This window comes from Vibrio ishigakensis, assembly GCF_024347675.1.
Taxonomy (GTDB): domain Bacteria; phylum Pseudomonadota; class Gammaproteobacteria; order Enterobacterales; family Vibrionaceae; genus Vibrio; species Vibrio ishigakensis.
Genome location: NZ_AP024881.1, coordinates 24,233 through 37,754, shown reverse-complemented (window position 1 = coordinate 37,754; position 13,522 = coordinate 24,233). Strand labels below are relative to the sequence as shown.

At 48.2% G+C, this 13,522-nt stretch carries 7 protein-coding genes, 5 tRNA genes and 3 rRNA genes; 5 read left to right on the top strand and 10 right to left on the bottom strand.

The features are described 5' to 3' along the window. Positions 1-11 precede the first annotated feature (11 nt). Complete coding sequence (gene lptM, locus Pcarn_RS00170; protein ID WP_261834403.1) at positions 12-137, bottom strand: LPS translocon maturation chaperone LptM; 126 nt, start codon at positions 135-137, stop codon at positions 12-14. Between the two features lie 72 nt (positions 138-209). On the opposite strand from lptM, the gene cyaY reads away from it, so the two are divergent. Continuing rightward, the gene (gene cyaY, locus Pcarn_RS00165) at positions 210-524 is read left to right on the top strand and encodes an iron donor protein CyaY (RefSeq protein ID WP_261834402.1); all 315 of its coding nucleotides are present in this window, start codon (positions 210-212) and stop codon (positions 522-524) included. Here the strand turns inward: cyaY and Pcarn_RS00160 are convergent. Further along, positions 521-3,043, bottom strand: coding sequence for a class I adenylate cyclase (locus Pcarn_RS00160; protein ID WP_261834401.1), 2,523 nt, complete (start codon positions 3,041-3,043; stop codon positions 521-523). The two genes, cyaY and Pcarn_RS00160, sit on opposite strands and share 4 nt — an antisense overlap. Before the next feature lie 330 nt (positions 3,044-3,373). Between Pcarn_RS00160 and hemC the strand changes: the two genes are divergently transcribed. From hemC to Pcarn_RS00140, 4 genes are read left to right on the top strand one after another with little or no spacing between them, the layout of a single operon-like run. After that, a complete protein-coding gene (gene hemC, locus Pcarn_RS00155; RefSeq protein ID WP_261834400.1) occupies positions 3,374-4,309 on the top strand; it encodes a hydroxymethylbilane synthase in 936 nt (311 codons plus the stop codon). Between the two features lie 3 nt (positions 4,310-4,312). Beyond that, positions 4,313-5,056 (top strand): uroporphyrinogen-III synthase, encoded by a 744-nt coding sequence (locus Pcarn_RS00150; RefSeq protein ID WP_261834399.1) that lies wholly within the window; start codon positions 4,313-4,315, stop codon positions 5,054-5,056. Continuing rightward, positions 5,056-6,192, top strand: coding sequence for a uroporphyrinogen-III C-methyltransferase (locus Pcarn_RS00145; RefSeq protein WP_261834398.1), 1,137 nt, complete (start codon positions 5,056-5,058; stop codon positions 6,190-6,192). The genes Pcarn_RS00150 and Pcarn_RS00145 overlap by 1 nt, the downstream gene beginning before the upstream one ends. Next, a complete protein-coding gene (locus Pcarn_RS00140; protein WP_261834397.1) occupies positions 6,192-7,370 on the top strand; it encodes a heme biosynthesis HemY N-terminal domain-containing protein in 1,179 nt (392 codons plus the stop codon). Before Pcarn_RS00145 ends, Pcarn_RS00140 begins: the two co-directional genes overlap by 1 nt. A 486-nt stretch (positions 7,371-7,856) precedes the next feature. Here Pcarn_RS00140 and Pcarn_RS00135 read toward each other — a convergent pair. The 8 genes from Pcarn_RS00135 to Pcarn_RS00100 form a co-directional block, all read right to left on the bottom strand. Continuing rightward, a tRNA-Trp gene (locus Pcarn_RS00135) sits at positions 7,857-7,933 on the bottom strand. 78 nt (positions 7,934-8,011) lie between these two features. Further along, positions 8,012-8,088: transfer RNA gene (locus Pcarn_RS00130), tRNA-Asp, on the bottom strand. Between the two features lie 61 nt (positions 8,089-8,149). After that, positions 8,150-8,265, bottom strand: a 5S ribosomal RNA gene (rrf, locus tag Pcarn_RS00125). 91 nt (positions 8,266-8,356) lie between these two features. Beyond that, positions 8,357-11,246: ribosomal RNA gene (locus Pcarn_RS00120) — 23S ribosomal RNA — on the bottom strand. A gap of 285 nt (positions 11,247-11,531) precedes the next feature. After that, positions 11,532-11,607, bottom strand: a tRNA-Val gene (locus Pcarn_RS00115). Between the two features lie 30 nt (positions 11,608-11,637). Next, positions 11,638-11,713: transfer RNA gene (locus Pcarn_RS00110), tRNA-Lys, on the bottom strand. 2 nt (positions 11,714-11,715) lie between these two features. Further along, positions 11,716-11,791, bottom strand: a tRNA-Glu gene (locus tag Pcarn_RS00105). 93 nt (positions 11,792-11,884) lie between these two features. Beyond that, positions 11,885-13,437: ribosomal RNA gene (locus Pcarn_RS00100) — 16S ribosomal RNA — on the bottom strand. Together the 16S, 23S and 5S rRNA genes with 5 tRNA genes alongside form the textbook arrangement of a ribosomal RNA operon. Positions 13,438-13,522: the final 85 nt, after the last annotated feature.

Sequence of the window (13,522 nt, the reverse complement as noted above, 5' to 3'; positions counted from 1 at the left end):
CTTACTGCTGACTATTGCGCGGGTTGATCCGGTGATTGTTGTGGTGCATCCTCTGGCATGTACAGAGGTCCAGTTTGGCCACAGCCTGCTAGAACAAGAGCAGAACCTAGGCACAATAGCGTGATAATTTTTTTCATTGCACTTGAGTGATATTTTGATGTATCCCTCTATAATCGCACCACCGTAAAGAAAAGCAATAGGAACAACACATGAAGGACAGTGAGTTTCACCAATTAGCGGATCAACAGATGTCGGCCATTGAGGAAGCCATCGAAGATTCAGGCGCTGACATCGATTTCGAAATCACGGGCAACGTAATGACCCTAGAATTCGAAGACCGTAGCCAGATCATCATCAACAAGCAAGAACCAATGCGCGAGATCTGGTTAGCCTCTAAAACCGGTGGCTATCACTTTGCTTTGCAGGACGACAAATGGATCTGTTCAAAGACAGGTAAAGAACTGTTTGAATTGGTAAAACAAGAGTGTGAGCTTCAAGCCGGCGAAGAGATCGACTGGGTTTAAGCACCGATCACTGCAGAAGGGGTAGAGTGTAACTCGCTGTCACTACGATACGGCACTACGAAGCTATCCTGCCCTTTCTGATGAATAATCTGATAGTACTGAGGAAGATTGAAGTTCGCCTTATCATCTGACTCACGACCCATGTCATTGGTGTAGAAGTTATTCACTTCTGCAATCACATGGTTCTTATCGTTGTTGTATCTATGATAAGCCTCTACCTTGTTATTCTCATCTAACACATAGATGTTGAACCCGTCGGTAGTATCCTCAAAGAAGAACTGAATTAGACCCTCACTGGCAAAGCTGTCGATGACGGTTGGCATCGAAAAGTCTGCCTCACGATCGAGCTTATCCAGTGGAGAGCCAGTTAGCTTGTTGGTGGAGATGCTTTGATAGAACTCTACTGAATTCTCTAGGGCTTGTACGGATACGCCACGGCGCTCAAAGAACAGACCATACATCTTCTCACCCACACCGATAGCCTTGAAGCGACGACGCTTCTCCTGCTCAACCGGCTTCAAGCGCATCTCGATGCACTCAGCAAGCAATTGATAGATGGTATTACGCATAAGACCACGGAAGTTCTTGCTATAGCAGAACACATCCACTGACTCAGGCGCCATTGCATCTTGGTGCATCTTACCTAGGATAGTCTTTAGCGCATCCAGCACGCTGGTTTCGCCCCTAAAGTGTAGGGTACGCACCTCATGCCAAGAGTTACGATAAACCAGATCGATACTGCCAATCAGGCAGCTGTTATCTCGACCACAAGAGAATAGATTCACGTTACGCGCATCTTTCTTCGCTTGTTTATCTGTTAGTCGCTCTGTTGGGTCATCTTCAAGGTTGATGAACATGGCAAGCTGGCTAACTTCACATGGACTGGCCAGCGCTTCCATAGTTGGACGGCGCTTACGAAGCGAGAAGGTATTACGCAGGTCACCCACCATCTGATACAGCTTGTCGATATCTGTATCAGCACTGCGAACAACTGAGTGCAGGCGTGTGGACTCTGTAATCAAGCCATTGAAGAAAGACCAAGCCACCAGTTTGCTGAGTGAGCTATGGTGCTCGATCGGTGCTTGACCAAGGATACGCTGAGCAATGAGAGGTTGCTTGTACATATACCAACCCGCTTGATTCACGCCGCCTTGCTCTACTTGGATAAAGCTAAGGTCTGATTCATGCAGGTCTTGAGAGATCTGTTGGTTTAGCAGTGTCACTTTGCCAGGCAACACCTCAAACGCCGCATACAGCTTACGCGCTAGGATAGAGATATCCTGCGGGCTGATCACAGAGGTGATATCGTTGCGACGTGCAAATTGGATCAGATTGCGGTAGCTAGTCATCAAGGCATCGAGAAGATTGTGATGCACGATCTTAACGCGCTCTACTTTCCAGTGACGACGAGTATCTAACTCTTCTAGCTTATCGTGATCCCAGCCCCAGTCAGCAACCATGAGCTGCATCACCTCACGACGCCAAGATACCGAACCCATCTTAGGTTCTTGTGATAGCTTTTCGTGGGTTTTGAGATAGAAACAGCGGCGCACAAGGTCAAGACGCTTTTCATCACCGATGCGAGTCAGGTAACGAGTTACCTTCTCTAGCATCACGTAATACGCGTCCATACCATACAGGTCTGGCTCGTGAGCAAAGAAACGACGCTTGGTGTCGATGCTAAGCAGCTGAGTTTGTGGGTATTCCCAAGAATATGCTTCAAGCAGAATAGCCTTCAGCACCGATTTATACGGTGAGTCGATACTCTTGAACAATTGCCACAAGCTAGAACCGAAGTACTCTTCAGCAGGGATTTTGTTAAGCTGTCCAAAGTCGAGCCACTGATTACAATCAATAGCTCCACTGTTGCACAACTCAAGTACATATTGGTCGTAGCACTCTTCCATCTCAGGTGGCACAACACTCCACAGCAGGCGTTGACCAGCCATACGCATAGCCGAGCGATAAAACTCGTCTAGAAGAAGCATGTGCTGAGAGGAACCACAGTTGTCGCCAGTCATCTCTTCAGAACGCGCTTGCTTAAAGCGTTGGTCGTCCATCAGGAAGAAGTTTGCCTCAACACCCTGTTGCTGAGCCCAATCGGTAATTTTTGAACACTTGTTCGCAAGATCACTGCGCTGCTCTGCTGACATCTGCGGAGAGATACATACCCAGATATCTAGGTCACTGGTAAGGCTTTGGCCAATAGAAGAGGTGCTGCCCATGGTGTATAGGGCAAGAATATCGCGTTGCTCAGGTGCAGCTACGCGGTCGCCACAAGACTTGGCAAATTCAGCAATCTGTTGTTGCTGATTGTCATCAAGGTCGAAATCAAAAACACCATGCGGGACACTTTCGCCGGCATAGCCAGGAATCACGGGATGGTTGTAGTGAAGAAGTACAGGGATGAGAGAAAATACTTGTCTGCCACGGACATCCATCATGTCTAGAGCTCGTTGTTTACGCTGCTCATTGAGCGCGTCGAGTCTAGCGATTAATTTGGACATGTATGCTTGCAAGTTAATTTCCTACCTAGAAAACCTTGTTAACTATGGGGCATTTTTAAGCAAAAAGCCCTCAAAACGTGACCAATTTAACACTTTTTAAGTATTGGGTAAAGAAAATCAGGTTTCTACACGCTTCAAACAATGCCGATGGAGCATACCCCAAATATACGCATCCTCACACTATTGCCGCCTTATGGCACCTAGCCTCGTGATTCACTTCACACATCAAAACAAAACTGTGTATTTTTCCAACTTGGTGCTAAGTGAGCCCACTTACTCACTGATTTTTGTACTGTCTCGGTGGTAGAATCAGAGGCAATCTATCTCAAAGCACATCTATCTATGTCTAAGAACACTCTAAGAATTGCAACACGCAAGAGCCCACTCGCGCTATGGCAAGCCCACTACGTAAAATCACGCCTTGAAGAGATCCATCCGGACCTTAAGGTAGAGCTTGTCACCATGGTGACCAAGGGTGACATTATCTTAGACACTCCACTAGCTAAAGTGGGAGGCAAGGGCCTGTTCGTTAAAGAGCTGGAAGTAGCCATGCTGGAGCAAAGAGCGGATATCGCGGTGCATTCAATGAAAGATGTGCCAGTAGACTTTCCAGAAGGTCTGGGTCTTGCGGTGATCTGTGAACGTGAAGATCCGAGAGATGCTTTTGTATCGAACAACTACAACTCTATTGAGGAACTGCCTCAAGGTGCCGTTGTAGGAACCTGTAGCCTGCGTCGTCAGTGCCAGATCAGTGCAGCACGCCCAGATATCGTAATTAAAGAGCTTCGTGGCAATGTCGGTACCCGACTGCAAAAGCTTGATGACGGTAACTATGATGCCATCATCCTAGCCGCTGCAGGCTTAAAACGCCTAGAAATGGAAGAACGTATCAAGAGCTTTATCGAGCCTGAGTTTTCTCTACCAGCAGTAGGTCAAGGTGCAGTAGGTATCGAATGTCGCGTTGATGACCAGCGTATTCTAGAGCTTATCAAGCCACTGAATCATCAGGACACTGCAGATCGAGTCTATGCAGAGCGCGCCATGAACCTTGCCCTAGAAGGCGGCTGTCAGGTTCCTATCGGTAGCTATTGTGTGATTACTCAAGATGATCAACTGTTCCTACGTGGCCTTGTGGGTAAGCCCGATGGCACAGAAATTATCAAGGCAGAGATTCGAGGTGAACGAAGCCAAGCGGTGACGCTAGGTAAAGAGTTGGCAAACGAGCTTCTCGATGCTGGCGCAAAAGAAATCCTGACTCAAGTCTACGAGCAGGCTTAATCTATGAAGGTACTTATCGTTCGACCTGAGCCCGACGCAAGTGAGCTTCAGAGTGCGTTAAGTGCCGAAGGGATAGCAAGCTTATGCTATCCCGCCGTATCTTTTATCCCTTCGACTATCTCCAAGCAGGCGATTCAGGACCTGCTCAGTTCTGACTTTATTATCACGGTCAGCAAGCCCGCGACTCAATTTACCCAGCAGATACTGGACTTTCACAATCAAGCCTGGCCTAAGGCGCACTATTTCGCTGTTGGCAAGGGCAGTGCCGAGCAGCTGAGCCACTGCTCAAAACATGAAGCTCTTCACCCAAATATTGAAACCAGTGAAGGCTTACTTGAACTACTTGCGTCTGAAACGCTCCAACAGAAGCAGATAAGCATCTTGCGAGGTGACTCAGGCAGAGAGTTCTTGAAAGAGCAGCTTGAGAAGCGTGGCGCCATGGTTAACTACTTTGAGTCATATCGAAGAGAATGGCATCCTCTAGCCTCAGAAGAACAAATCACTAAATGGCGTTCATTCGAAATAGATACCGCCATTGTAACCAGCTTCGAACAATTAAAATTCTTTGCACAACAAGTACCTAGTGCAGATAAAAATTGGTTACACTCATTACAACTACTCGTTCCCAGCCAAAGAGTTGCCAAGCTAGCAACAGATATCGGCTTTCAAAAGGTACGAAGTCTCGAAGGGGCTGCGAATCAGCAGATCCTTGAGGCCTTACAGAGCGAAATCGACAGGAATCAATAATGACCGACGAAAAGAAACTCGAGAGCGACAACAAAGCTACACCTGCTGTACCGGTTACCCCAACCAAACCAAGTACACAAAAAAAAGAAAAAGAGCAGCAGCCAGAGTCGGCCAAACCCGCAAAGCGCTTAGCTATCGCGGCACTTATCATTTCAATCATCACCGCTGGTGCTGGTGTTATCTATATCAATCAACAAAACCAGGCACTCAAGCAGCAGGTAGTAGCTCTATCCTCGCAACTGAGCAACACCCAACAGCAGGTTGCTCAGCAATTGGAATCCAGCCAGCAAGCTACTGAACAGATCACTAAAGACGCAGTAAACAAGGCTCAGGTTGCTATTAGCCAACAACAAAAGAGCATTGAGGGCCTGCAACTGGCAATTACAGACGTTAAGGGTCGTCGACCAAATGACTGGCTACTTGCCGAAGCCGATTACCTAGTAAAACTAGCAGGTCGTAAACTCTTCCTAGAACACGATGTCGTAACAGCAACCAAGTTGATGGAGAGCGCCGATCAGCGTATCGCTACCTTGAATGACCCTAGCCTAGTACCACTGCGCAAGGTAATGGCAAACGACATCACCAAGCTAAGAAGCCTACCTCTTCTAGATAAAGATGGTGTCGCGCTCGAACTTATCAGCCTCCAAACCCAAATTGATAAACTGCCTCTAGCTAACGCCATCCTTCCTGAAGCTCCGGAAGAGGTCAACAAAGAGGTTTCTCAAAACATCCAAGATTGGCAGTCTAATCTAAAGACCTCTCTTAATAATTTCGCGGAGCACTTCATTACCTTCAGGGTTCGCGACGGTAGTGCTGTACCCCTGCTATCCCCGCAGCAACACTTCTACCTAAGAGAGAACATCAAGGGCAAACTAGAGACAGCTATTAAAGCGACCTACTCGGAGCAGGAAGCGATCTATCAAACCTCACTCAAGGTTGCTGGTGAGTGGAGTCAAACCTACTTCAACCAAGATGACAACGCAGTGAAGCAGTTCCAAGCGTCGCTAGAGAAACTTTCGAAAGTTAAAGTCGACCTCAAATATCCAAACAAGTTTGAGACTAACCAAGTTCTATCTGACATCATCCGCGAACGACTACGCAGGGAAGTAACTACTATCGTTACGGAGGACAAGTAATGGTACGCATTGTATTCATATTTGTTGTCCTCGGTTTAGGCCTGTTCGCTGGTACTCAGTTTTCTGGCCAACAAGGTTATGTATTGATATCCATTGCTGACTACACCATAGAGATGAGCGTCACCACGCTAGTTATCTTTATGGTGGCAGCTTTGATCGGTCTGTTCTTATTAGAAGCGCTTCTTAAAAAATCGATGCGAATGACCTACGCAACGTGGAATTGGTTTAGCATCCGCAAACAGCGACGTGCAAGACGAATGACTAATGAGGGCATCATTAAGCTTATTGAGGGTGATTGGCAGAGTGCTGAGAAAAAGGTTACTCGTTGGTCTAACTCTCATGATATGCCGCTTCTTTGCTACTTAGTTGCTGCTGAAGCCGCTCACGAGCAAGGTAAAAACCAGAAGCGAGACCAATATTTTGAGCTTGCTTCTAAGCAAGAAGGATCTGAACTGGCTATCGGCCTTACCAAAGGTAAGCAAGCTATGGCTGAGGGTGATTTTGCAACCGCGTTTGATGTGCTATCCAGCCTTAAGCATCAGTACCCTGAAAACCCTCGCCTGCTGAACCTACTCAAGACCTGTTATATCCAACTGGATTGCTGGCAACCACTTCTAGACATGCTTCCTATATTGAAGCGTGTCAAAGGCGTAGACAAAGCGGAATACCACAAGCTTTCTGTACAAGCCCATGCCGGCCGTATCTCTGAGCTTGCAAACCAACAAGGTGTAGATGGGATAGTCCGCTACTGGGACAAACTCTCAAAGAGCTTCAAATCAGAGAACGTAATCATCAGAACCTTTGCTACTGAGCTGATCAATCGTGGTGCAGATAACACCGCTATTACGGTACTGAAAGAGGCAACACTAAAAGCCCCTGCAGCTGAGCTACTGAATGTCTTCCCTACTCTAAATATCACTGACTGGCACTCGGTTCTGAAACACCTCAAGAGCCTTGAGAAGAAGTTTTCTGACAACGGTGACCTGCATAGCGTGATCGGCCAGATATACATGCTTGAGGGCAAGTGGAGTGATGCACAGGTTTACTTTGAGACCGCACTGAAGCTCAGACCTAATGCCCATGACTATGGACAACTAGCGAATGCACTTCATAAGCAAAACTACACCAATGCTGCTAATGAGGTATCTCAGAAGGCACTGTTATTACTAAGTAAATAAAACAAAGACTCAATGACTAAGCCGCTGTTAATCAGCGGCTTTTTTGTATCTGTTGGAGCGAGCTACGAGATTCTTTGGGTGAGAGTGTTTAAGAAAGGGTATTTACTACAAATTACGAGAGGCCTGTGACTTATATAAATTCACCTATAAAGGTTGCACTCTATTTCTCAAGGAACTCTGTACTTGATGTCAGTCAGGCTATTGGAGACCAGATTTAAAGCCGAACTAGCAAGCCGTTTGGCAGTTCTCAAGAGCCCATATGACCCTCAAGAATCAAATAACGTAAGAAAGCCGAGCCTTTTGACACTTCCAATTAGGCTGATATTCAAACCTCAACAACTCCTATGAGTTAGGGGATAGTTTGCCCTCAATCTACTTATACCCAGAAAGCAAAAAGGGCTCTAGCATTTCTTCCGGGACGCGCAGTCTAGAGCCTTCTGGATTAGATGCAAAAAAGCCTCAGTCTTTCGACTGAGGCTTCTAAGATGGCAGGGGTGGAGAGATTCGAACTCCCAACACGCGGATTTGGAATCCGCTGCTCTGCCAATTGGAGCTACACCCCTAAATTGTGACTGAAGTCGAATATTTTCTGAGCTTCAGATTCAGAAAAACCTCGTAAAAACGAGGTTATCTGTTGTAAGTGGCGGAGTGGACGGGACTCGAACCCGCGACCCCCGGCGTGACAGGCCGGTATTCTAACCAACTGAACTACCACTCCGCACCAATTTGTTATCAATTCAAAGTCTTACTCGCGTTGCTTTGAATCGATGTAATTTAAAGCCTGGCGATGTCCTACTCTCACATGGGGAAGCCCCACACTACCATCGGCGCTATTGCGTTTCACTTCTGAGTTCGGCATGGAATCAGGTGGGTCCACAACGCTATGGTCGCCAAGCAAATTCTTAAAATTCGGAAAGCTATCTAAAAGTTCATCACACAATCAACGTTCTATCTTTGAGTCCAACTCAAAACCTCTTAGGTGTTGTATGGTTAAGCCTCACGGGCAATTAGTACAGGTTAGCTCAACGCCTCACAACGCTTACACACCCTGCCTATCAACGTTCTAGTCTCGAACAACCCTTCAGGACACTTAAAGTGCCAGGGAAGACTCATCTCAGGGCTCGCTTCCCGCTTAGATGCTTTCAGCGGTTATCGATTCCGAACTTAGCTACCGGGCAATGCCATTGGCATGACAACCCGAACACCAGAGGTTCGTCCACTCCGGTCCTCTCGTACTAGGAGCAGCCCCCTTCAATCTTCCAACGCCCACGGCAGATAGGGACCGAACTGTCTCACGACGTTCTAAACCCAGCTCGCGTACCACTTTAAATGGCGAACAGCCATACCCTTGGGACCGACTTCAGCCCCAGGATGTGATGAGCCGACATCGAGGTGCCAAACACCGCCGTCGATATGAACTCTTGGGCGGTATCAGCCTGTTATCCCCGGAGTACCTTTTATCCGTTGAGCGATGGCCCTTCCATTCAGAACCACCGGATCACTATGACCTGCTTTCGCACCTGCTCGAATTGTCATTCTCGCAGTCAAGCGGGCTTATGCCATTGCACTAACCTCACGATGTCCAACCGTGATTAGCCCACCTTCGTGCTCCTCCGTTACTCTTTGGGAGGAGACCGCCCCAGTCAAACTACCCACCAGGCACTGTCCTCACCCCAGATAATGGGGCTAAGTTAGAACATCAAACATACAAGGGTGGTATTTCAAGGATGGCTCCACCAATACTGGCGTACTGGTTTCAAAGCCTCCCACCTATCCTACACATGTAGGCTCAATGTTCAGTGCCAAGCTGTAGTAAAGGTTCACGGGGTCTTTCCGTCTAGCCGCGGGTACACTGCATCTTCACAGCGATTTCAATTTCACTGAGTCTCGGGTGGAGACAGCGTGGCCATCATTACGCCATTCGTGCAGGTCGGAACTTACCCGACAAGGAATTTCGCTACCTTAGGACCGTTATAGTTACGGCCGCCGTTTACCGGGGCTTCGATCAAGAGCTTCGACTTACGTCTAACCCCATCAATTAACCTTCCGGCACCGGGCAGGCGTCACACCGTATACGTCATCTTACGATTTTGCACAGTGCTGTGTTTTTAATAAACAGTTGCAGCCACCTGGTATCTGCGACTCCCAATAGCTCCATCCGCAAGGGACTTCACCGTCGAGAGCGTACCTTCTCCCGAAGTTACGGTACCATTTTGCCTAGTTCCTTCACCCGAGTTCTCTCAAGCGCCTTGGTATTCTCTACCCGACCACCTGTGTCGGTTTGGGGTACGATTCCTTATAATCTGAAGCTTAGAGGCTTTTCCTGGAAGCATGGCATCAATGACTTCACCGCACGTAGCGGCTCGACATCGTATCTCAGCGTTAAGAAAGTCCGGATTTACCTAAACCTTCCGCCTACATACTTGAACCTGGACGACCGTCGCCAGGCCCACCTAGCCTTCTCCGTCCCCCCATCGCAATTATAAGAAGTACGGGAATATTAACCCGTTTCCCATCGACTACGCCTTTCGGCCTCGCCTTAGGGGTCGACTTACCCTGCCCCGATTAACGTTGGACAGGAACCCTTGGTCTTCCGGCGAGGAGGTTTTTCACCCCCTTTATCGTTACTCATGTCAGCATTCGCACTTCTGATACCTCCAGCAGCCCTTACAGACCACCTTCAACGGCTTACAGAACGCTCCCCTACCCCGCTAATAAAATTAGCAGCCGCAGCTTCGGTGTATAGCTTAGCCCCGTTACATCTTCCGCGCAGGCCGACTCGACCAGTGAGCTATTACGCTTTCTTTAAATGATGGCTGCTTCTAAGCCAACATCCTGGCTGTCTAAGCCTTCCCACATCGTTTCCCACTTAGCTATACTTTGGGACCTTAGCTGGCGGTCTGGGTTGTTTCCCTCTCCACGACGGACGTTAGCACCCGCCGTGTGTCTCCCGGATAGTACTCAATGGTATTCGGAGTTTGCAAAGGGTTGGTAAGTCGGGATGACCCCCTAGCCTTAACAGTGCTCTACCCCCATTGGTATTCGTCCGAGGCTCTACCTAAATAGATTTCGGGGAGAACCAGCTATCTCCAGGTTTGATTGGCCTTTCACCCCTAGCCACAAGTCATCCGCTAATTTTTCAACATTAGTCGGTTCGGTCCTCCAGTTGATGTTACTCAACCTTCAACCTGCCCATGGCTAGATCACCTGGTTTCGGGTCTATATCCAGAGACTGAACGCCCAGTTAAGACTCGGTTTCCCTACGGCTCCCCTAGATGGTTAACCTTGCCACTGAATATAAGTCGCTGACCCATTATACAAAAGGTACGCAGTCACACCACGAAGGTGCTCCTACTGCTTGTACGTACACGGTTTCAGGTTCTATTTCACTCCCCTCACAGGGGTTCTTTTCGCCTTTCCCTCACGGTACTGGTTCACTATCGGTCAGTCAGTAGTATTTAGCCTTGGAGGATGGTCCCCCCATATTCAGACAGGATATCACGTGTCCCGCCCTACTCGATTTCACTGATGATGCGTCGACAACTACGGGACTATCACCCTGTATCGTTGAACTTTCCAGAACATTCGTCTAACGCATTAAAAGCTTAAGGGCTAATCCAATTTCGCTCGCCGCTACTTTCGGAATCTCGGTTGATTTCTTTTCCTCGGGGTACTTAGATGTTTCAGTTCCCCCGGTTCGCCTCTTACACCTATGTATTCAGTGCAAGATACTAGCTTATGCTAGTGGGTTTCCCCATTCAGAAATCCCAGACTCAAATGGTTTTTACTACCTAATCTGGGCTTATCGCAAGTTAATACGTCTTTCATCGCCTCTGACTGCCAAGGCATCCACCGTGTACGCTTAGTCACTTAACCATACAACCCAAAGAAGTTTCTTAAGGTTGATGAATCAAATCACCAAAGTTGTCTGCAATTATTTAAACATGATGCAGACTCGATTTTGCCGGACTCAAATTCCAAGAACACTTGATTGTGTGTTGGTACCTAAATCATAAAGATTTAGGATTTGAGAACTTTTAATTGAATATTGTTAATCAAACAATATTCGTCAGCTTTCCAAATTGTTAAAGAGCATGTTTTCTAGAGCAAATAAGCTTTCGAAACCATTTTTAAAGATTCTTAAGGAAGAACACTTAAAGATGGTGGGCGATACCGGGCTCGAACCAGTGACCCCCTCCTTGTAAGGGAGGTGCTCTCCCAACTGAGCTAATCGCCCACGAAAGTTTTAATTCCTCGTGGAGAAGAATGGTGGGTCGTGCAGGATTCGAACCTGCGACCAATTGATTAAAAGTCAACTGCTCTACCAACTGAGCTAACGACCCAATGGTATCCCGTAGGGGAGTCGAACCCCTGTTACCGCCGTGAAAGGGCGGTGTCCTAGGCCTCTAGACGAACGGGACACTAAAACGAGATGTCTTGGGGGACATCTCTAATCTCTTTACTTTCTAAACCGTATCAATCTGTGTGGACACTCATCGTGAATAATCATCGTATAAGGAGGTGATCCAGCCCCAGGTTCCCCTAGGGCTACCTTGTTACGACTTCACCCCAGTCATGAACCACAAAGTGGTGAGCGTCCTCCCGAAGGTTAAACTACCCACTTCTTTTGCAGCCCACTCCCATGGTGTGACGGGCGGTGTGTACAAGGCCCGGGAACGTATTCACCGTAGCATTCTGATCTACGATTACTAGCGATTCCGACTTCATGGAGTCGAGTTGCAGACTCCAATCCGGACTACGACGCACTTTTTGGGATTCGCTCACTCTCGCGAGTTGGCCGCCCTCTGTATGCGCCATTGTAGCACGTGTGTAGCCCTACTCGTAAGGGCCATGATGACTTGACGTCGTCCCCACCTTCCTCCGGTTTATCACCGGCAGTCTCCCTGGAGTTCCCACCATTACGTGCTGGCAAACAAGGATAAGGGTTGCGCTCGTTGCGGGACTTAACCCAACATTTCACAACACGAGCTGACGACAGCCATGCAGCACCTGTCTCAGAGTTCCCGAAGGCACCAATTCATCTCTGAAAAGTTCTCTGGATGTCAAGAGTAGGTAAGGTTCTTCGCGTTGCATCGAATTAAACCACATGCTCCACCGCTTGTGCGGGCCCCCGTCAATTCATTTGAGTTTTAATCTTGCGACCGTACTCCCCAGGCGGTCTACTTAACGCGTTAGCTCCGAAAGCCACGGCTCAAGGCCACAACCTCCAAGTAGACATCGTTTACGGCGTGGACTACCAGGGTATCTAATCCTGTTTGCTCCCCACGCTTTCGCATCTGAGTGTCAGTATCTGTCCAGGGGGCCGCCTTCGCCACCGGTATTCCTTCAGATCTCTACGCATTTCACCGCTACACCTGAAATTCTACCCCCCTCTACAGTACTCTAGCCTGCCAGTTTCAAATGCGGTTCCGAGGTTGAGCCCCGGGCTTTCACATCTGACTTAACAAACCACCTGCATGCGCTTTACGCCCAGTAATTCCGATTAACGCTCGCACCCTCCGTATTACCGCGGCTGCTGGCACGGAGTTAGCCGGTGCTTCTTCTGTCGCTAACGTCAAATAATGCAGCTATTAACTACACTACCTTCCTCACGACTGAAAGTGCTTTACAACCCGAAGGCCTTCTTCACACACGCGGCATGGCTGCATCAGGCTTGCGCCCATTGTGCAATATTCCCCACTGCTGCCTCCCGTAGGAGTCTGGACCGTGTCTCAGTTCCAGTGTGGCTGATCATCCTCTCAGACCAGCTAGGGATCGTCGCCTTGGTGAGCCATTACCTCACCAACTAGCTAATCCCACCTGGGCTAATCTTGACGCGAGAGGCCCGAAGGTCCCCCTCTTTGCTCCGAAGAGATTATGCGGTATTAGCCATCGTTTCCAATGGTTATCCCCCACATCAAGGCATATTCCCAGGCATTACTCACCCGTCCGCCGCTCGACGCCCTTAACGTTCCCCGAAGGTTCAGTTAAGTCGTTTCCGCTCGACTTGCATGTGTTAGGCCTGCCGCCAGCGTTCAATCTGAGCCATGATCAAACTCTTCAATTAAAGTTTTGTTGTTCCGAAGAACGGCTCAATGAATACTGACTTCAAAATCACTAAGTAATTTTAAAGCTATTATCGTTCCAACAGA